A 19,831-nucleotide genomic window follows, 5' to 3' on the forward strand; every position below is an offset into this window, starting at 1 on the left:
TCAGCTATAACCTGTCTGAATCCCCCAATTTCGAACAGGTAGCCCACATGATAAAAGATGCGTTCAAAAAGATCAACGACGACACTGAGCTGATCCTGCATTCCGATCAGGGATGGCAATACCAGATGAAAGCATATCAGCAGATGCTGAAAAAGAAAGGCATCAGGCAAAGTATGTCCAGAAAGGGCAACTGCCTAGATAATGCCATTATTGAGAACTTCTTCGGTATTATAAAATCTGAACTATTCTATCTTAAAAAGTACCATGACATCGATGAACTTAAACGGGATATAAAGAACTACATTGAATACTATAACAACGATCGAATAAAACTCAATCTAAAAGGAATGAGCCCGATAAAATATCGAGCTCATCACATAGACAATTAATTTTTAACTTTGTCCAACTTTTAGGGTGCACTTCATAAGGAAAGCTCTTTTTTTACTTAGTGGATTTTATAGGGTATTCTTTCATGATGCCGTGAATAAGGTTTGGCAAAGCGTTTATAGCTTTTTCTGGTGCATCGACTTCGGATGTTCCGCGTGCCTGCCAGATTACGGTTTTATTGTTACGGTCTATGGCTTCTAGGATGATATGTCCGTAGCGCACCTTCTGTTTGCCAATGGGAACGGAAGGTCCGTAGTAGGCATAGCCTGCCCAAGGATACCATCCCCACCAAGGTCCTCCCCATCCGAAATAAGTAGGATGACTATAGACTAACCTGCTTTTGTTGTTAACAATGGCTATATATCTAAAAAGTATGTCTGGATTTTCTTTGCTATATGTAAGTCCGCGAGCTTCAATCTCTTTATTTGCCGCAGACATGATGTTGGCTTTTGCAATGTCGTTGTTATAGTAATCTTTAGACAATGAATCGACAGGAGGAAGCCAGCCGTAAGTTTTAAACTTACTGAAGTCTATCTCATACACACGTGTAGTATGAAAACGGTTGGTCGTACATGACGATAATATCCATATCGCCAGACCTATGAATATATATCCAAGATTTTTCATGACCAGGCTATTCTTGTTGTATAGCTTTGGACAGTCATAAATCCCTTTGGTTTAATGCACTAAAAAATATTTTTAGCGACCAAAGGCATTGCCCTTCCGGCGCCAAACGCTTTAGGACTCACTCGTAGAATAGGAGGGGCCTGGAAACGCTTGAATTCGGCTCCGGCTAGCATCTTGGAAATGCGCTGTACTAGTGTTTCTTCAAAACCTAAATTTACGACCTCACTGCCCGATTTTTCTTTCTCTTATAAGCTGATACAAGATAGCATCTAAGATTTCGTATGGAGGTAAGGAGTCAGAGTCTTTCTGGTCAGGACGCAGCTCTGCAGAAGGTGCTTTGGTTATTGTGTTAAGCGGTATAATTTCTTCATTGCGATTAATGTAGTGGGCGAGCTCGTAGGCTTGGGTCTTATAAATATCGCCTATAACACTTAATGCTCCAGCCATATCGCCGTACAGTGTGCCATATCCCACCGCGGCTTCACTCTTGTTGGAGGTGTTAAGCAGGATGTATCCAAACTTATTGGATACGGCCATAAGCAGCGTTCCACGTGTACGTGCCTGTATGTTTTCTTCCGTAGTGTCCGGCTTTAGGCCAGCAAAAGCTTCTGAGAGGGTATTTTCAAAAGCTTGGGCAATATCTTTAATTGGTAAGATCAGATGCTTACAGCCTGTGTTTTCTACCAAAGCTAAGGCATCACTGATGGAGTGATCCGAGGAATAGATGGAAGGCATGAGTACGGCAAGTACATTCTCTCTGCCTAAGGCTTCGACGGCTAAGGCCGCCACTACGGCAGAGTCCAGTCCTCCTGAAAGTCCTAACACTGCTTTTTGGAATCCTGACTTGCTGAAGAAGTCTCTCAAGCCTAGAATTAGGGCATCATGAATCAGTGCTATTTCCGATTTTTCTTCCGTCACGGGTGGCTGTTCTGCTTTTAGTTCTTTACCCTGAAGTTCCACAAACTGCATATCTTCTTCGAAAGCTTTCAGCTCAGCAAGGACCTGTCCTTTGGAGTCGAGAGCCAAAGAGCGTCCGTCGAAGATGAGGTCTGTATGTGCTCCCACCTGGTTTACATACAAGAGGGGGGTCTGTGCCTTTTCAATATTGGAACGCAAGACTTCCAGACGTTTGTGGTAATGAACGTAAGAAAATGGCGATGCAGCGAGGTTAATGATGATATCCGGATTCTGCTTGCTGAGTTCCAGCATCAGATCTCCCTTGTACGAGTTGTCGAAATCGTTGTCCCAGAGGTCTTCACAAATGGTTAAAGCAATCTTGGTGTCCTTCAGCGTGATACATTCGTACACGTCGTTGGGCTCAAAATAGCGGTATTCGTCGAAGACGTCATAGTCAGGCAAGAGGGATTTGTGTACTGTGCAGGCTATTTCTCCTTTCGAAAGGACGACAGCAGCATTTACTAGGCTTTGCCCTCGCCTTTAGGGTTTTTTAGTGGTACCCCGATGATACAGTCAATATCTGTACAGTGAGTGGCAATGTTTTCAAGAGATTTTCTACATCTTTCAATGAAAACAGCATTGCGAAGTAGGTCTTTGGCCGGATATCCTCCGACGGCCAGCTCGGCAAAGAGAATCAGATCTGCCTGCTGTTCTTTAGCTCGTTGGATGGCTTGAATAATTTTCTCTTCATTCGATTCAAAATTGCCGATATGATAGTTCAGTTGCGCTAATGCTATTTTCATTGTAGATGTATAAGAATATTATGTTAGAAGAATAAAGCCAAGTTAAGAGCTACGTATGATGTTTTTGGTTTTCCAGAATTGTTGATGGCACGTGTAAAGCCGTTGTTGAACGACAAGCCGGTCATGAAATTCATGTTGTCAGACAATTTCCATTCTTTTCCCCCACCGAGTTGCAAGCCTAGACGGAAAAGGTCATCTTTAGGGATGCTTGTCTTTTTGGTCTCTCCTTCAAGCCTTTGTCTTCCTGATACTTTAAATCCCGCAGTAAAACCGAATTGTCCGTAGAATCTGCCTGTTTCATTTTCTTCTGATTTCAATTTGATAGTCAACGGGATATCAACATATTGAAGACGTTGCAAATCGTATTTTACATCTGCATATTCTGCCTTCGAGGAAATAGTATTAATCAAAAGACCTGTAGAGAAATAATTAATTTTTTGCAAAGCCTAAATCCGCGATTAGACCGTACGAGAATCCCACCTTAGCACCAGCATTGTTTTCGTCATCCGCAAATCTGAACCAGCCGATGTTAGGGTTTACAGAAAGTGCCAAACGAATATTCTTCTCGTCGTCGAAGCCTTTTGCTCTCGACTTAGTATAATAATCCTGAGCTTTTGCTGTGAATGCCATACATAATAAGGCGATGGCTCCTAGGGTCTTAACAGCAGTTTTGGTAAATTTTGACATACTTTTAATTTTAATGTTAAATTTGAGGTTTTAAAAATCGTGTTTTACATGAGAATTGTATCACTACAAAAGTATTTCTTTTTTTTAATACTTGCCATAACTTCCTGTCGCGAATCCTCTACAATTCAGAGACCTGATGTGTCGGACATCGCCGTTGAGGTAAAAATAGAACGTTTTGATCAAGAATTGGGAAATTTACAGCCAGGGGACATTCTAAACAAAAATAGGAAATGGCAGCAGCAGTACGACGAGTTTTATACAGACTTCATGGTACAGATGCTCAAGATTGGCAGCCCCAAAGATTCTGTCAATGTGCAGAAACAGTTGCAATATATTCTGCAGCAGAAAGAGTTTAACGACCTGAGTGCTGCTGTACAAAAGAAATATCCTTCTATGAGCCAGTATGAAAAGGAAATATCTCAGGCCTTACGCTATATCAAGTATTATTTCCCCGAGTATAAGATTCCGCGTTTTATCACGTATTTCAGTGGTTTTGAATATCAAACACCGATTGGTGAAGACTATGTCGGAATAGGATTGGATATGTTTTTGGGTGCCGATTCATGAGTTTTATCCGGCACTTATACATTCCATACCTTTATATATTTCCCGTCGTTTTGCTCCTGAATATATTACGCCAAGGGTGATAGAAGTCATACTGCGGGAGGACCTTTGTCCTATGGGAGAAGAGGTACAAAACACATTGCAACACATGATATATAATGGGAAAATTCTATATGCGATGGATGTCTTGTTAGAGGATGTCAGCGATGAGATTAAAATAGGATATACATCGGATCAGATGGCTTGGGTCCGCAAATACCAGTCCGATATCTGGTCGTGGTTTATTCAGGAAAATCTGCTTTATAGCACAGATTGGAATCGAATACAGAAATATTTTTCGGAAGCGCCTTTTACGCCGGAGCTGGGAGAGAGGAACGAATCCGCCCCTAAGTTGGGGTCCTATATGGGTTGGATGATTGTCCGCCGCTATATGGAAAAACATCCGCAAGAGACCTTGAAAACGCTGTTTGCCAAAACTGATGCACAGCAGATCATGGAAGCCTCCAAGTTTAAGGGCAAATAAAAAAGCAAACCTGAAAGGTTTGCTTTTTTATTATTGGTTTCTACATTCGGATAAGTCAGTTCTTTATTGGATGTCCAATACCTCAAATTCATATACCAAAGGTGAATTTGCCGGTACTTTGCCAGAAAGACCTGTGCTTCCATACGCATAAATCGATGGCACCACTAGCTTGATTTTGCTTCCCTTTTTCAAACCTTTCTCGGTAAGCCCCACGTAAGGGATGAACGAACCGTTAAGGGAGTAACGCGCAGGGAAGAAAGCTACAAGCCAAGCATAAGTGAAAATGTTATTGTTGTCATTGGATGTCAATGAATATGTGGATCCTTCTGTATCCGAAAAGACAGGAGTATCACTGGTCAGTAGTTTTACCGAGTATTTTAACTTCCAAGTTGGATACACTACGTTTGTCTGAGTAGCGTTCAATTTATATTCGTATGAGTCGTCTGTAGGTTGGGATAATATTTCATACCAGATACCTCTTTTTACTTTGTTTGTTTAAAACTTCGAAAGGATATTTTGTGGTATCTTCAACAGCATTAATCAAATTAGCTTGAACGTACGCTTCGATTTTAGGTTTTTCAACACTTAAAATAGAATCCGCATACTGATCGTTTCTCAATCTTATTTCATTGATGTCCGGGCCATCGGTGTCGTTGCAGGATGTAAATGCTGCAGTGGATAAGGATACGACAAAAAGAAAGCGAATTAGTTTTTTCATAAATGGTATTTGGTGTTAATTAATGATGAAAAATATAGTTTTAAGTTTATAACGTTAAGATTTATACTTTTGCTACAGGGTGGCTGTCATTTTTTATTTTGTTGGACAAATGTTTTCTCCATGGCTGTCAACAGCTCGTCCAACTGTAAAACATTTAACAGTCCCTTTTGTTTGAAAACTTGTTGGTAACCGGGAGATAACAGAATCCAAGTGGGATAAGCCGCCTTGTCATTGTCGTTTAAGTGCTGCGTCAGTTCGTGGCTACCTACATTCACTCCTGATGGTCGGTAGAAATATTCTTTGCCTTGATAGATGACCCTTTCTCTGCTTTCACCGTTGAATTCCACGAAGTAAAAATGGGGGGATAGCTGATGAAACCTTTTATGTTTGCGGAGGATGTCTTTCTGGGATGCACAAATGGAACACCAGTCTGTAGAAAGCAAAATAAGCACCGGTTTTGGGGCATGGAGCATAAGGCTGTCCAGTTGATTAATATGTACTGAAAAAGCCTGTGCATGACTGTATTGCCATGCACAGAGGCTTATAATGAAAGCTATTAAGGTTGTTCTGCTCATAATTTTTAGAGTAGATTGTATCGTAAACCTAAAAATCCACGAGCTCCTTGATTAGGACCGTATACGTAGCTAGTGTCGAAAGGCAAGAGATTAGGATCGTCAATCTTTTCGAAAGGATCATGTGAACGGGAAATGATCTCGATACCTCCTTTTGTCGGTGTCCAGTTGAGGAAGTTCTTTACCCCACCGAAAATTTCCCATCCGTTATTGAATTGCTTAGTCACCTGAATGTTTTGGATGCTCCATGCTTTCGATTTGTCAGGACGAGGATCGTTTTCTCCTAGTGTCGGCAGTTTCATTGGTCCTATCAGGTTTCCCGTGTAGTCGAACGAGATTTTATGGCGTCTTAGGTTGTATCCTATAGTCCAGGTGCCCATCACTTTTTCTGTCAGCATCTGCTGCTGTCTGATTCCTTCTTCTACGCTATACACATCCATCAGTGTGGACCCTATCATTGCTTTAAGGCCACTGCTATGTGCCCAGTCAATATTTAGGGATACTCCTTTGGAGACAGCATGTCCTTCCAAGTTGCCATATATGATTTGATTTACATTGGTTTCGTAGTCCGGAATAATTTTGTTATCGAAATAGGTGTAAAAGGCGCTGGCATCCACAGAGAATACCGAACCGCCCGGCATGTAGAATTTTTTGATATAGTTTATATTTCCATTCCAAGAAGTTTCAGGTTTCAGGTTGTCGACAAACACCACCTGGCGGGCACCTGTAAGGGCTGCATGGTCTTCGGTGAAGATATTAGCCACACGGTAGCCGTTTCCTACGCCTATGCGTAGTACCTGAGTTCTGTCCTCCGAATTCCATTTATAGTTGATACGTGGAGAGAGGATACTTCCATGGATGGAGTTATAGTCATATCGTGCTCCCAATAGCAACTTGTGTTGAGGATGTATTGTGATCTCATCCTGAACAAAAAATCCCGGCAAATGTGTCTTGGAAGCTTCTGTGGTGGCTACGGTATTATCGTCATAATAGGTATAACGATAGGCTGCTCCCATCAATAGGTCATGCTTGCCGAATTCTTTACGCCAGGTCAGCTGTCCATAGGCAATTTTCTGATTGGCAATGTAGAAAGTGTTGCCGTAGGCACTGTTTTGGTCATGGCCGTTTAAGCTGAAGGTGAAAGTAAAATTTTCCGTAGTAGGCAAATCATAAGCCCCCATCAGTTCCCATCGTTTGGTATAGATACTTTCACCATACACTTCATCTCCACCGCGGAATTTGCGGGACCAGTTCATCTCACCTCCCCATCGGTCTTCATAAACATACCGAGCAGCGACGCTGAACAGTTTGTTATCTGCACGATCGATATTCCATTTGTTGAAGATGGATATTCTATTTTGGAGGGTTACGTCCGTAAAGTTATCTCCATTTTTATCTTCAGGGTTCCCGTATTTGAAGTAGTTGGCCCCCAGAAGAGATTGCGCTTTGCCGAGTTTAAATTTTCCTCCCACGTCAAGGTTGTATTCCTGCCATGAGGTACCGAAGCTTTCTACATTAAATCTTGGTGCCGAGGTTGGTGTTTTAGTGATGATATTGATAAGTCCTCCCACCGCTTCACTACCATATAGGGTAGAGGCGGGCCCTTTTACCACTTCTACACGTTCCACCAATGCCTGAGGGATTCCGTTCAGACCGTATACGGTAGATAGTCCCGAAACAATAGGCATGCCATCAATCATGACCATGGTGTAGGGCCCCTCTAGTCCATTGATGTGGATGTCACCGGTGTTGCAGATGCTGCAGTTTATCTGTGGGCGTATTCCATTAATATTTTGTAGGGATTCGAAAATTGTAGGAGCAGGGTTAGTTTGAAAGAACTTAGCGGTAAATACCTCCACGGGTATGGGGCTGTCCAGCTTAGAAACTTGCTTAAGGGAGCCAGACACCACGACCTCTTCGAGTTTATAGTCGTCTTTTTCTAAGATTATCTCTATCTCGTTCTTAAAGTCGGAGCTGATGGTTTTTTGTGTCAAGGCGTAGCCTAATGCTCTTACGGTAATTTTGGTTTTGCCTGCCGGAATTTGTAGGGTAAATTTTCCGTTAGCGTCTGTAGAGGTGGCAGTTTTTGTGCCATCTACGGTTACAGTACCTTTTCGATAGGCGTGTTATCTGTGGTTTTTACGATACCTTGTAAGATCTGTTGTGCCTGAGCAAAGAAAGTAAATCCTACGAAAGCGAGCATTAATATAATGTACTTGCAATATTGTTTCATATTGGTTTATAGCTTGTTTTACGATTAATATGGGTTATAGCATAAGCTGTATACAGCATTACAGTCAAGTTTCGGTCCTGGTCCTTGACTACGCATACAGGTACAGCACTGCCTAAAAGATTAGACAATAATCTTGCAAGGCATGATTATCATACCTTGAAAATTTTTATGTCAATCAAACAAGCGTCGGTGGGCCTCGTAGGTACGAATGGAAAATCGTTACAGCAGGGATAAAGCAGCTGTAAACGACATTTTTCTCAATAGGGAATTCAGGAAAGAAAGGAACTTCAAAGACCTGAATGTCTGTTTGTATGAAAGTTCCCTGATAGAGGACGTCCAAGAAGCGTATTTCGGCGTCGCTCTTGTGTTTGTGTTTCTTGGTAAAATCATAAGGGTGGACGTGAATGACGATTTCACCCTTAGATGTTACCTCCTTGTGCATAAAGACTATTCCGCTAATCACAATCACACTCATCCACGCTGCTAACAGCGAGGCTATGAGTCGGCGATATGTCGAAATAGTGTGTACCATCTGATGATACAAATTTATTTAATCAGTCTATTATTTTCATCCGGGAAAACTACTTTCGGTTTATAGGATTTCGCTTCTTCCTTGTCCATGAGAGCGTAAGAGATAATAATGACGATATCTCCTACCTGCACCAGACGGGCTGCAGCACCGTTGAGACAGATTGTGCCGGAACCTCTTTCGCCCGGGATGACGTAAGTTTCTAATCTTGCGCCATTATTGTTGTTTACAATTTGTACCTTTTCGTTAGCAATTATATCTGCTTCGTCCATCAAATCCTCGTCGATGGTAATACTCCCCACATAATTCAACTCGGCTTGTGTAACACGAGCACGGTGAATTTTGGACTTCATTACTTCAATCATCATAATACAAAGTTACGCTTTTTTAAAATAACGCGTTTTAGTCGTTTAACAGCATATTGTCAATTAATCTTACACCTTCAATCCAGGCTACTATATGTGCTACATACTGTTTTCCTGGCTCTATGCTGTCCGCTCTTTCGAGTGTTCGAGTCTCACTTATGGCAAAATATTCCAGATCTACGTCTCTTTCTGCAGCAATCATATTTTCTGCCAGCTGCTGAATTTTGTCCAGCGCTATATTTTCTTGGAAAGCTTGCTTTACGGCTGACAGCGTCCTGTAAAGGATGAGGGCTTTCTTTTTACCTTGTTCAGAAAGGCGCGTGTTTCGGGAGCTGAGTGCCAGTCCTTCCTCGCTACGTATAATGGGACAGATGACCAATTGTATGTTGAGGTTTTTAATCTCTATGAGACGCTGAATTACCATTACCTGCTGGAAATCTTTCTGTCCGAAGCACGCTATATCCGGGTTTACGAGCGTGAAGAGCTTGTAGACAATCTGCGTGACACCCTGAAAATGTCCAGGTCTTTGAGCTCCTTCCCATATTTGGTCAAGACGTCCTAGGTCAATATGCCATTGTTCCTCCGGGTCGGGATACATCTCTTCGACAGTGGGCAGAAAAAGGACGTCACATCCTTGCTTTTGTAACAAATCTATATCTTGTTCTATAGGTCTGGGATACTTTTCCAGATCTTTCGGATCGTTGAATTGCGTAGGGTTTACAAAGATGCTGCAAACAACAATATCTGCGCGTTGCTGGGCTTGTTGGATGAGGGACAGATGTCCTTCGTGCAAAGCGCCCATAGTAGGCACTAACGCTATTTTTTTGTGCTCCGCACGTGGCTTTTCAAGGTAGTTGCGAAGCTCTTTTTGGGTTTTGAAAATTTCCATATCTATATGGGTAAAATAGGGGTCAAAATTGCATAATAAATTTGTAATTAGAAAGGTATAAATCCCAAAGAATTGTAAAAATTGTTTATTATTCGTATCTTTGTGGACCGATTTTACTGTTCATATAAAAAAACACAATTGGAGATGGCAAAAACGAAAATATTGTTTATTACCCACGAAATGTCGCCTTTCCTTGAAATAAGTAAAATTTCTGAAATCACACGCCAGTTACCTCAAGCGATGCAAGAAAAAGGATTTGAAATCCGTATTCTTATGCCTCGTTTCGGTAATATCAATGAGCGCAGAAATCGTCTTCACGAGGTAATAAGGTTGTCGGGAATGAATATTGTGGTGGATAATAACGATAATCCATTGATTATTAAAGTAGCCTCATTGCCAGCAGCACGCATGCAGGTGTATTTCTTGGATAATGAGGAGTACTTCCAAAGAAAGAAAGTATTCAGAGATGAAAACGGATCATTCTTTGAAGATAATAACGAGCGTTCTTTATTTTTCTGTAAAGGAGCGTTAGAAACAGTTAAGAAGTTAGGCTGGTCGCCGGATGTGGTACATTGCCATGGATGGTTTTCTGCTATGGTACCTATGTACTTGAAGAGGGTTTTCCATGACGACCCTACCTTCAAAGATGTGAAAGTGATATATTCTTTGTTCAACGAAGATGCTGACTTTGGTCAAGATACGTTGACTTCTAAATATGCCGAGATGGCTGCTCAGGAAGATGTAAGTGCGGATGATGCTGCGGTGTACGGCTCAGGAAGTTATGTAGATATTTACAAGGGAGCTTTAAGCTATACGGATGTTGTGGTGAAAGCTGATGACAACCTTAATGCGGAAGTGTTGAAGTTCGTGGATGACAATAATATTCGTGTCGTTACTCCTGAGTCTTCTGATGATTATGAGAGCTATGCTGCACTTTACGAAGAGTTCTCTTCGGTAGAGGTGGAAGCATAAATTAACATACAACATACATTAAAAGGCTTTCCTGTCAAGGAAAGCCTTTTTGTTTTATAGCATAATTACCTTCTCAATGAGGGAGACTTTCTTATAATAGTCTATTACTTCGTCTGCTGTGGTGACGTACGTTTTTACGGTCAGTGAGTTGTATTTTCCTGTTTTAGAGTCTTTGGAAGAAATCTGTGTGCTAGGATGAGCAAATATTTGTGCTATGTCCTCTGCTTTTGTTTTCTCCCGCCGGTACGATAAATTTAAACGTATAGATGGAAGGAAACTGTTCTATATCCATCAGCTTTCTTCTGAAGCCTTCGTAAAAATCAGCGCCAATTGTTATCGTTGATATCGTTGACGCTGATGTTGTTGAACTTAGTCATTAAAAATCCTTTCTTATAAATATTTTCTTTGATAGGCAATTTATGTGCCGATGAAATATTGTCAGCTTTTAGGGACGAAATGTCTTGTCGGCGGCAAACTTTTTATTGGGTTTTGCCGACATCTCAAATTCCAGTTCTCCTCCCTGCATGATCAGTTGGTGTGTTATATAGCTATAAGGATAGTTTTTGCCGTTGAGTTTTACTTTGTTGATGTATATGTTTTTTGGTCCGTTATTTTTTGTTTTTATGCTAAATGTTTTTCCGTTAGGGAGATTGAAGGTGGCTTGCTGCATAAGCGGGCTACCAAAGACATATTTACCATCCATAGGATTAGCAGGATAAATTCCAACGGCTGAGAATACATACCATGCACTCATCTGTCCCACATCGTCATTGCCACAGAGTCCTGCAGGGTCGTTTGTGAAATATTTGGTCATGGTTTTATGCACTAGCTCAGCACCTTTCCATGGTGCTCCTGCATAGGCGTAAAGGTATGGTACGTGGTGGTTAGGCTCATTACCTTGAGCATACTGGCCTATCATCCCCGAGATGTCGGGAGAGGCGTTGTCGAGTTGTTCGGGTAGGTTAATAAACTCGTCGAGCTTTTCGACAAATTTTCTATCTCCTCCCATTAGGTCAATCAATCCTTGTACGTCCTGTGGCACCAGCCAAGTATATTGCCAAGCATTGCCTTCGCAGTAATCATTGTTTCTATGTTCGGCGTAAAAAGGGTCGAAAGGTCTTCTGAATGTTCCATTGGCATGTCTTCCGACGAAATGACCTACTTCAGCGTCGTAATAATGCTTGTATAGTTTGTATCGTTTTTCGAAGTATGCGGCGTCCTCCTGTTTGTTTAGGAATTTGGCGGCTTGGTAAGCTCCGAAATCGGCGATAGCATATTCCAATGCCCACGCTACAGATTCATTCGACATATTTTCAATAGGAATATACGTAAGTTTAGTCACGAAATCCAGGCCGTGCTCATACCCCATGGCGGTCGTTTTTATGGCTTCGTAGGCCAGTTCAAGGTCTTGTTTATCTATTAAGCCCTTAAGCATGGCGTCCGCTACTACTGGGATAGCTGGTAGTCCTACCATAGTGTTCGTTTCATTGGCCCACAGATGCCATACTGGCAGTTTGCCCTGTTGTTGATAGATATTCAACATAGACTTTACGAAGTCTTTGCTCTTTTGCTCTTCCAAGATTGTCATGAGGGGATGCAACGCACGATAGGTGTCCCAAAGTGAAAACACCGTATACTGTTGATGTGTTTTGTCGTTGTACACCTGTTTGTCCGTGCCCATATAGTCTCCGTTGACATCACTGAAAAGGGTAGGAGCGAAATAGCTGTGATATAAGGCTGTATAGAAGATAGTTTTAGTGTTATCGTCTGCCTGAAAGTCTATTTTTTTGAGCACATCATTCCATTTTTTCTGGGCCTTCTGTGTTGCTTTGGCGAAATCCCAATCCGGAATTTCAGCTTCTATGTTTTGCAAAGCATTCGTAGTACTTACAGGCGAAAGACCTACCTTCAGCTCCACAGGTTTAGCAGGGTTGAGGGTAACAATGGCTTTGATACTTTTACCTTGGGCTACGCGGTAACCTTTTACTGCTGTAGAGTCGTTGTAGAAATCGATATTGTCGAATTTAGTGTTCGATTTGATAGCGAAATAGACTTTCTGGTCGTTTGCCCATCCTTTAGAGAAGCGGTAGCCGATGATGGTATGATCATCTACCCATTTGAGGTAGGTGTCTGTGGGGGTATCCCAGTTCATACGAAAGCCTAAGTCTATAAGCAAGTGGGGGTTGTCTTTCTTGTTGAAAGTGTATTTGTGGTAGCCTACCCTTTCTGAAGCCGTTAATTCGGCAAGGATGTCGTAATCTTCCAGAAGCACTTTGTAGTATCCGGCTTCCACCTTTTCATTGGCTTTGCTGATTTTCGAACCATATCCCTTATCCATTTGGTTGAAAGGAGCTGGATGAAGGTGTGGAGAGCCATTAGCCGGTAAGATCAAGATGTCATTCAGGTCACCGATACCTGTTCCGCTGAGATGTGTATGGGTAAAGCCTAATATTTCTTCGCTGATGTAGTTGTATCCGCTACACCAATCCCAACCGTTAAAGCGGTCCCAGGTCTGGGCAATCTGGCTAGGTCCCAGCTGTACCAATCCGTTAGGGACGTTAGCGCCGACGAAGACATGGCCATGGTCTGCCGAACCTATATAAGGATTGACATATTGAATATAACTGGGTTCCTGAGCTTTAGCAGCAGAAGAAGCGATAATACTGAAAGCGATAGTTATCGTAGTCCTGAATATCCATTTCATGGTGAACTATAATTTAATGTTTATAATTTTCTGTTAAATTAAAACCTTTTAGCAAAATACCCTAATTTTATATTGCAAAATTTTCCTTTTTTGTTGTTATAGGGCTGTTTTAAAGAGAAATTTGTCTTTTTTTGTGGTTATTGGCTTTATTTATTAAATTTTATCTACTTTTATTAGAAATTAAAAAGATATATTGAATTTGTCCTAAATCATATTCAATAGGTTCCTTCAAAAGCATTTGCGTATATGAAAAAACGGCTTTCAATTAGTGATATAGCTAATGATTTGGGTATTTCGGTGACGACGGTATCTTTTATTTTGAATGGAAAGGCAAGAGAGAAAAGGATAAGCGAATCCTTGACTAAACGGGTGCAGGAGTATGTCAAAAAGGTAGGATACAAACCTAATCAGCTGGCTAAGAGCTTACGTACTGGCAAGACTAAAAGCATTGTTTTGCTGGTAGAAGATATTTCCAATCCTTTTTTTGCGAATATTGCCGACCATATCGAGCAGCAGGCTTACGAGCATGGTTATCACATTATATATTGTAGTGTGAAGAATGATGAGCAACGGGCTAAAGAGTTGATTAATCTATTTTATGACAGGCAGATTGACGGCTTTATCATAGCACCTACAGAAGGTCTTAGCGATGTGATAAACGTGTTGTTGAAGCGGGGTGTGCCTGTGGTGCTGTTTGACCGTCCTTTGGTAGATGTGGATGCCCATACAGTAATTACGGAAAACGAAAAAGGAGCTTTTGATGGAACGATGTTTCTCCTACAGGAGAAGAAAGCCAAGCGTATAGGTTTCGTCACTATTACGAGCAGCCAGTCGCAGATGAAGGGAAGGCTTGAGGGATATATGAAAGCCGTGGATAGCGTAGGGATGGACTTGCTCGTAAAGAAAATCAATCCTTCGCAGAAAGATGAGGAGGTGGTAGATCAGTTGCGGGATTTTATTCAGGATAACAAGTTGGATGCTATATTTTTTGCCACCAACTATTTAGCAATAAATGGGCTACGCGCTATAAAAAAATACAAATTAGATATAGAGAAGCTGGTTTCCTTTGATGAGAATGCCGCTTTCGAGTTGGTAGTACCACCAGTGTCGGCTATTTCACAGAATATTCCGGAAATAGCCAAACAGGTAGTTCGTATTTTACTGAGTCAAATCAACGGTAAGCTGGAAAGCGTGGAGAAGGTAGTCGTTCCTTGCAAGTTGATAGCCCGTTAGGCTATTTTTCTGCAGGAACAAACTTCATGGAGATAGAGTTGACGCAATGTCTCACGTTTTTCGGGGTGAATCCTTCACCTTCGAATACATGGCCTAGGTGTGCACCGCATTTGTTACAAAGGATTTCTATTCTACGTCCATCAGCATCCATCTCTCTGCGGATGGCTCCCGGAATTTCGTCATCAAAGCTAGGCCATCCACAATGGGACTCAAATTTGTCTTCCGAACGATAGAGAGGAGCATCACATCTTTTACAGATATAGGTTCCCTTTTCTTTATTGTTTAACAATTCACCCGTAAAAGGCATTTCTGTGCCTTTATGAATAATAACATACTCTTCTTCTGGCGTAAGTTTATTATATTTATTGCTGTCCATAGTCGTTAAGGTTTTATGTCTATTGTTGTATTGACAACTTATTAATGATATGACAATTATTATACCTATAATATAGTGATATTTTTTTGTGCGCATCATACAAAGTTAACATATATAAAGCAATAAAGTTTGATCCGGATAGAGAAGTATTTTATTTGAGTTAAATTGGCTTAAATGGCTAATTGAATAATATTTATAGAATAAAACAGGAGGGGTGGAGTCGAAATTGTTGACGCGTTAATTTTGCTTATTTAGAATGATTTTAAATTGATAATTTGAGTCATTAAATTGTCAGGGATTGCTTATAAAGTTATACTTTTGTGCATTGTTTGGTGGGTGAAGACCATTCAGGCAGTGCAAAGTAATTTTTATATTCATAAATAAATAGTATAAAGTGCTAAATATGAGAAATATCTCATCCGTTTTGGGAAGATTTGCGAAGTCAATATCAGTTAGCTTGGTATTGTTATTTGCTGTTACGATGTCGTCGAATGCGCAGGATGCTAAGGAAGGAGCAGCGTTGTTTAAGGCGAACTGTACCGCTTGTCACAAGGTGGACAGAAAATTGACAGGTCCTGCTTTGGCGGGGATGACTGAGCGTCACTCTGAAGAATGGTTGATTAAATGGATCAGAAACTCACAAGCGTTGATCGCTTCAGGAGATCCTGTAGCTAACCAGATTTTTGAAGAGTACAACAAGGTTGCGATGCCTGCGTTCTCGCAATTTAGTGATGACCAAATCAAAAGTATCATTGCTTATGTAAAGGAAGAGGAAGCAAAAGCAAATGATCCTAACAAGGGAGGTGCTGCTGGTGCAGCTGCAGCTAGTTCGGATGTAAACAACTTGATGATCGTAGGTATTGCTGCGATTTTGTTGTTGGCTATCGGTGTGATTGTGATCTTAAGTCGTGTTATCAAGACTTTAGAGAAAGTTATTGCCAACAATGCTGCTGCTATTGAAGCTGCTAAAGCACGCAACGAGGCTTACGAAGAATCTCGTAAAGTAAAATTTGCTCAAAAATTCCTAAAAAACAAAAAGCTTGTCGGCTTCACTGCTTTGATGGTTGTGGCTTTACTAGCTGTGTTGGGCTGGAAAACAATGTGGAACGTAGGTGTTCATACGGGTTACAAGCCTGTGCAACCTATTAAGTTCTCTCACCAAATCCATGCTGGTGTAAACCAAATCGAGTGTCAATACTGTCACGGCGGAGCTTACAAGTCTAAGAATGCCTCTATTCCATCGGCTAATATCTGTATGAACTGTCACAACACCATTACTGCGGCAGATCACTATGATGGAGAAATTTCACCAGAAATCTTGAAACTATACCGCGCCGTGGATTGGGATCCTGATACACGTACTTACGGTAACAATCCTCGTCCTATCGAGTGGGTTAGAATCCATAATCTTCCAGATTTTGCGTATTTTAATCACTCTCAGCACGTTAGTGTAGCTGGTGTGGCTTGTCAAACTTGTCACGGTCCTATAGAAACAATGGAGGAAGTTTATCAATACTCTCCATTAACAATGAAATGGTGTGTGGATTGTCACAGAAATACAGAAGTTAATGCTGACAATAAATACTACGATCAGTTGATCGAAGCACACGAGAAGTTGAAAAAGGAAGAGAAGATGACTGCCGCAATGATTGGTGGATTAGAGTGTGGTAAGTGTCACTATTAATAATTTAATTAGGGAAACGCAATCTTATATACAGCTTAAATGGATAGCAATAAAAAATATTGGAAAGGTTTAGAAGAGTTAAATCAAACTCCTGCTTTCGTAGAAAAAAGCAAGGGTGAATTTGCTGAGCCTATTCCTGTAGAAGATGTATTAAACGAAGCAGGCTTAAGTACAAGAACACCTCGTCGTGATTTCTTGAAGGCTTTAGGTTTTGGTTTGGGAGCTGTTACGTTGGCGGCTTGTAACCGTACTCCGGTGCACAAGGCTGTTCCTTACGTTATCAAGCCAGAAGAGGTAACTCCTGGTATTCCAAACTATTACGCTTCATCATTCAGAGGACAAAGTATTTTAGTAAAAACGCGTGAGGGTCGTCCTATCTTCATCGAGCCTAACCCTAACGCTGTCGGATTGAACCAAGGTACTGATGCTACAACTACTGCGTCGGTATTGGATCTTTACGACATGTCTAAACTACAGAATCCTCAGTTGGACGGAAAAGATGTAGAATGGTCGAAATTGGATAGCACCGTAGTCGCAGCGTTAAATAAAGCTGCACAGGCGGGCAAACAGATTGCTATCGTTTCTACGACAATCAATTCGCCATCTACGTTGGCTTCAATCGCTAAGTTGACCGCCAAATATCCTACTACCACTTTGGTACAAGTAGATCCTGTATCGTATAGCGGTATCATTGAGGCTAACAAAAATTCATTTGGCAAAGCTGTAATTCCGTCATACAATTTTGGTAAAGCACAAGTGGTGGTTTCTGTTGCTGCTGACTTCTTAGGCACATGGTTGGCAGGAGAGGAACACACACAAGACTATATCAAAAATCGTGACTACAAATCATTGAAGAATGGTAAGATGTCACGTCATATCCAGTTCGAGTCGGGCTTATCTATGACAGGTTCGAATGCGGATGTGCGTATCGCTATCAAGCCATCCGAGGAGGGTGCCGTGTTGATTTCGTTATACAACGAGATTACAGGTCAATCTTTAGCAGGTGGTACTACAAATAAAAAAGCACAGACAGCGATCAAGTTGGTGGCTAAAGAGTTGGTAAATGCTAAAGGTGCTGCTGTTGTAGTGGCAGGTGCTAACGATGTGAACATCCAATCATTGGTAAATGCTATCAACACTCAGTTAGGCGCTTACGGTACTATCATCGATTTAGACAACTACTCTAAGCAATATCAAGGTTCGGACGCTGCATTCCAACAATTCTTGGCTGCTGCTAAAGCAGGACAAGTAGGGGTAGCAATGTTCTTGAATAGCAACCCAGTGTACAATTACTTCAATGCTGAAGAGGTTAAGGAAGCTCTATCAAAAGTCGACTTTACCTTGTCTTTCTCTGACCGTAAAGACGAAACAGCTTCATTGACTAAAGCTATTGCTCCTGTTCCTACATTCTTGGAATCATGGGGTGATGAGTCAGCCAAAGAAGGTTTATACACTATCGTTCAGCCTACTATAAATCCAATTTTCAATACACGTCAAGCAGAGCAAAGTTTCTTAGTATGGTCTGGTGACAATACCAGCATCTATGACTTTGTAAGACAAAATTGGGAAGCTAACATTTTAGCCGGAACAGGCAAATCGTGGAAGGAGATTTTACAGGCAGGTTACTTATACAAAGGTTCTGCTTCCGGATCCGCTTACTCGGCAAATGTAGATGTGGCTGCTGTTGCTGCCGCTATTGTTGCTGATGCGAAGAAGATTGCCGGTGATGTAGAATTGAAATTATACGAATCTCCGGTAATGCGCGATGGTCGCTATGCGAACAACGCATATCTGCAAGAGTTGCCTGATCCAGTATCGAAAGTTACTTGGGACAACTTCGCTGCTATCAACCCTAAATTTGCTGAGCAGTTAGGTTTGAAAGAAAATGGTAAAGTGAAGGTAGAAGCTAACGGTAAATCTATCGAATTACCGGTATTGTTTCAGCCAGGTCAAGCTATCGGTACCGTATCTATCGCTGTAGGTTACGGACGTACAGCCGTAGGTAAAGCTGGTGACAATGTAGGTAAAAACGCCTATCCTTTGGCTTCTCTAATCAACGGTACAGTTCAGTTTGTTGCTAAAGCTACTGTTTCTAAGGCTTCTGGCACTTACGAATTGGCACAAACACAAACACACCACACAATCGAAGGTCGTAACATCATCCGTGAAACTACTTTCGCTAAATATCTGAAAGATCCTAACTCAGAAGCAGGTCGTTTCACAGATACACACAAAACATATGACTTGTGGAACAAGTATGAAGCGCCAGGTCACAAATGGGTAATGGCTATAGACTTGAACGCTTGTACAGGTTGTGGTGCATGTATTGTAGCATGTAATGTAGAGAACAACATTCCTGTGGTAGGTCGTGACGAGGTACGTCGCCGTCGTGAAATGCATTGGTTACGTATCGACCGTTACTATACTATCTCTGACGAGGAATCAAATAAATACACTAAAGAAAAAGAAATCAACAAAGCTGATGCTTTAGATTTCGAAAATGTGTCAGTAGTTTACCAACCGATGTTGTGTCAGCACTGTGACCATGCACCTTGTGAAACAGTATGTCCTGTGTTAGCGACAGTTCACTCTTCAGAAGGTCTTAACCACATGGCTTACAACAGATGTTTCGGTACACGTTACTGTGCTAACAACTGTCCATACAAAGTACGTCGTTTCAACTGGTTCAACTACTGGAATGATTCACGCTTTGATAACTATTTGAATAACGAGTTTACACAATTAGTATTGAACCCAGATGTGACAACACGTTCGCGTGGGGTTATGGAAAAATGTTCAATGTGTATTCAACGTATTCAAGCTGGTAAGTTGAAAGCCAAAATGGAGAACCGCAAGTTGGTAGACGGAGATGTTAAGATGGCTTGTCAGGCTGCATGTTCGGCAAACGCTATCATCTTCGGTGATGCTAACGATCCTAATTCGGAAGTATCGAAAGCATTACGCAACGAGCGTGTTTACTATGTGTTAGAAGAGATCAATGTTCAACCGAATATCGGTTACATGACTAAAGTTAGAAACACATTTGAAGCATAATTTTATTCTTTATT

At 41.4% G+C, this 19,831-nt stretch carries 22 protein-coding genes and 1 pseudogene; 7 read left to right on the forward strand and 16 right to left on the reverse strand.

Going from position 1 to position 19,831, the window contains the following annotated elements:
- The coding region (locus tag SD31_RS04260) for an IS3 family transposase (RefSeq protein ID WP_039053223.1) at nt 1-389 on the forward strand (389 nt) is incomplete at its 5' end.
- A 52-nt stretch (nt 390-441) separates the two neighbouring features.
- Here the strand turns inward: SD31_RS04260 and SD31_RS04265 are convergent.
- From SD31_RS04265 to SD31_RS14915, 5 genes are all read right to left on the reverse strand, one after another.
- Entirely contained in the window at nt 442-1,014 is a 573-nt protein-coding gene (locus SD31_RS04265) for a DUF4136 domain-containing protein (RefSeq protein WP_039053224.1), read from the reverse strand.
- Between the two features lie 222 nt (nt 1,015-1,236).
- Entirely contained in the window at nt 1,237-2,400 is a 1,164-nt protein-coding gene (locus SD31_RS04270; RefSeq protein WP_316929758.1) for an NAD+ synthase, read from the reverse strand.
- Between the two features lie 32 nt (nt 2,401-2,432).
- Nucleotides 2,433-2,714 carry a nitrilase-related carbon-nitrogen hydrolase gene (locus SD31_RS20625; RefSeq protein ID WP_316929757.1) on the reverse strand — a complete coding sequence of 94 codons (282 nt, stop codon included), beginning with the start codon at nt 2,712-2,714 and terminating at the stop codon, nt 2,433-2,435.
- Nucleotides 2,715-2,737: 23 nt separating this feature from the next.
- The gene (locus tag SD31_RS04275) at nt 2,738-3,157 is read right to left on the reverse strand and encodes an outer membrane beta-barrel protein (protein ID WP_052258647.1); all 420 of its coding nucleotides are present in this window, start codon (nt 3,155-3,157) and stop codon (nt 2,738-2,740) included.
- Complete coding sequence (locus tag SD31_RS14915) at nt 3,144-3,401, reverse strand: hypothetical protein (RefSeq protein WP_052258648.1); 258 nt, start codon at nt 3,399-3,401, stop codon at nt 3,144-3,146. Before SD31_RS14915 ends, SD31_RS04275 begins: the two co-directional genes overlap by 14 nt.
- A 48-nt stretch (nt 3,402-3,449) precedes the next feature.
- Here SD31_RS14915 and SD31_RS18355 point away from each other — a divergent pair, with 48 nt between their 5' ends.
- Complete coding sequence (locus tag SD31_RS18355) at nt 3,450-3,968, forward strand: hypothetical protein (protein ID WP_231561158.1); 519 nt, start codon at nt 3,450-3,452, stop codon at nt 3,966-3,968.
- Nucleotides 3,969-4,080: 112 nt separating this feature from the next.
- The gene (locus SD31_RS18360) at nt 4,081-4,488 is read left to right on the forward strand and encodes a hypothetical protein (RefSeq protein WP_231561159.1); all 408 of its coding nucleotides are present in this window, start codon (nt 4,081-4,083) and stop codon (nt 4,486-4,488) included.
- Nucleotides 4,489-4,551: 63 nt separating this feature from the next.
- On the opposite strand, the gene SD31_RS04285 is transcribed toward SD31_RS18360, so the two are convergent.
- From SD31_RS04285 to panC, 8 genes and pseudogenes are all read right to left on the reverse strand, one after another.
- On the reverse strand, nt 4,552-4,911 hold the full coding sequence (locus tag SD31_RS04285) for an FKBP-type peptidyl-prolyl cis-trans isomerase (RefSeq protein ID WP_039053225.1): 360 nt from the start codon (nt 4,909-4,911) through the stop codon (nt 4,552-4,554).
- A gap of 40 nt (nt 4,912-4,951) precedes the next feature.
- Entirely contained in the window at nt 4,952-5,206 is a 255-nt protein-coding gene (locus SD31_RS04290; protein WP_039053226.1) for a hypothetical protein, read from the reverse strand.
- An 86-nt stretch (nt 5,207-5,292) separates the two neighbouring features.
- Nucleotides 5,293-5,781 (reverse strand): thioredoxin family protein, encoded by a 489-nt coding sequence (locus tag SD31_RS04295; RefSeq protein ID WP_039053227.1) that lies wholly within the window; start codon nt 5,779-5,781, stop codon nt 5,293-5,295.
- A gap of 5 nt (nt 5,782-5,786) precedes the next feature.
- Nucleotides 5,787-7,688 (reverse strand): TonB-dependent receptor plug domain-containing protein, encoded by a 1,902-nt coding sequence (locus SD31_RS04300; RefSeq protein WP_316929759.1) that lies wholly within the window; start codon nt 7,686-7,688, stop codon nt 5,787-5,789.
- 54 nt (nt 7,689-7,742) lie between these two features.
- A pseudogene (locus tag SD31_RS18365) lies at nt 7,743-7,826 on the reverse strand (hypothetical protein); the annotation flags it as partial.
- 360 nt (nt 7,827-8,186) lie between these two features.
- The gene (locus tag SD31_RS18370) at nt 8,187-8,543 is read right to left on the reverse strand and encodes a hypothetical protein (protein WP_052258649.1); all 357 of its coding nucleotides are present in this window, start codon (nt 8,541-8,543) and stop codon (nt 8,187-8,189) included.
- A 14-nt stretch (nt 8,544-8,557) separates the two neighbouring features.
- Nucleotides 8,558-8,908: an aspartate 1-decarboxylase gene (gene panD, locus SD31_RS04310; RefSeq protein ID WP_039053228.1), complete on the reverse strand. Its 351-nt coding sequence runs from the start codon at nt 8,906-8,908 to the stop codon at nt 8,558-8,560.
- Nucleotides 8,909-8,942: 34 nt separating this feature from the next.
- Nucleotides 8,943-9,794, reverse strand: a complete 852-nt coding sequence (gene panC, locus SD31_RS04315; RefSeq protein ID WP_039053229.1) for a pantoate--beta-alanine ligase — start codon at nt 9,792-9,794, stop codon at nt 8,943-8,945.
- A gap of 144 nt (nt 9,795-9,938) precedes the next feature.
- Here panC and SD31_RS04320 point away from each other — a divergent pair, with 144 nt between their 5' ends.
- Nucleotides 9,939-10,766, forward strand: a complete 828-nt coding sequence (locus SD31_RS04320; RefSeq protein ID WP_039053257.1) for a glycogen/starch synthase — start codon at nt 9,939-9,941, stop codon at nt 10,764-10,766.
- Between the two features lie 54 nt (nt 10,767-10,820).
- On the opposite strand, the gene SD31_RS21165 is transcribed toward SD31_RS04320, so the two are convergent.
- Together SD31_RS21165 and SD31_RS04325 are read right to left on the reverse strand one after the other, a co-directional pair.
- A complete protein-coding gene (locus SD31_RS21165) occupies nt 10,821-11,030 on the reverse strand; it encodes a DUF493 family protein (RefSeq protein WP_082021814.1) in 210 nt (69 codons plus the stop codon).
- A 181-nt stretch (nt 11,031-11,211) separates the two neighbouring features.
- Nucleotides 11,212-13,470 (reverse strand): GH92 family glycosyl hydrolase, encoded by a 2,259-nt coding sequence (locus SD31_RS04325; RefSeq protein ID WP_039053230.1) that lies wholly within the window; start codon nt 13,468-13,470, stop codon nt 11,212-11,214.
- Nucleotides 13,471-13,716: 246 nt separating this feature from the next.
- Between SD31_RS04325 and SD31_RS04330 the strand changes: the two genes are divergently transcribed.
- Nucleotides 13,717-14,703 (forward strand): LacI family DNA-binding transcriptional regulator, encoded by a 987-nt coding sequence (locus tag SD31_RS04330; protein ID WP_039053231.1) that lies wholly within the window; start codon nt 13,717-13,719, stop codon nt 14,701-14,703.
- Between the two features lies 1 nt (nt 14,704).
- On the opposite strand, the gene SD31_RS04335 is transcribed toward SD31_RS04330, so the two are convergent.
- Complete coding sequence (locus SD31_RS04335; protein ID WP_082021812.1) at nt 14,705-15,175, reverse strand: methionine-R-sulfoxide reductase; 471 nt, start codon at nt 15,173-15,175, stop codon at nt 14,705-14,707.
- A 307-nt stretch (nt 15,176-15,482) separates the two neighbouring features.
- Here SD31_RS04335 and SD31_RS04340 point away from each other — a divergent pair, with 307 nt between their 5' ends.
- Nucleotides 15,483-16,763, forward strand: coding sequence for a cytochrome c3 family protein (locus SD31_RS04340; protein ID WP_039053233.1), 1,281 nt, complete (start codon nt 15,483-15,485; stop codon nt 16,761-16,763).
- Nucleotides 16,764-16,802: 39 nt separating this feature from the next.
- Nucleotides 16,803-19,817, forward strand: coding sequence for a TAT-variant-translocated molybdopterin oxidoreductase (locus SD31_RS04345; protein WP_039053234.1), 3,015 nt, complete (start codon nt 16,803-16,805; stop codon nt 19,815-19,817).
- The last annotated feature ends 14 nt before the right edge of the window (nt 19,818-19,831 follow it).

The sequence above is a fragment of the Sphingobacterium sp. T2 genome (assembly GCF_000814685.1).
GTDB classification, from domain to species: Bacteria; Bacteroidota; Bacteroidia; order Sphingobacteriales; family Sphingobacteriaceae; genus Sphingobacterium; species Sphingobacterium thermophilum.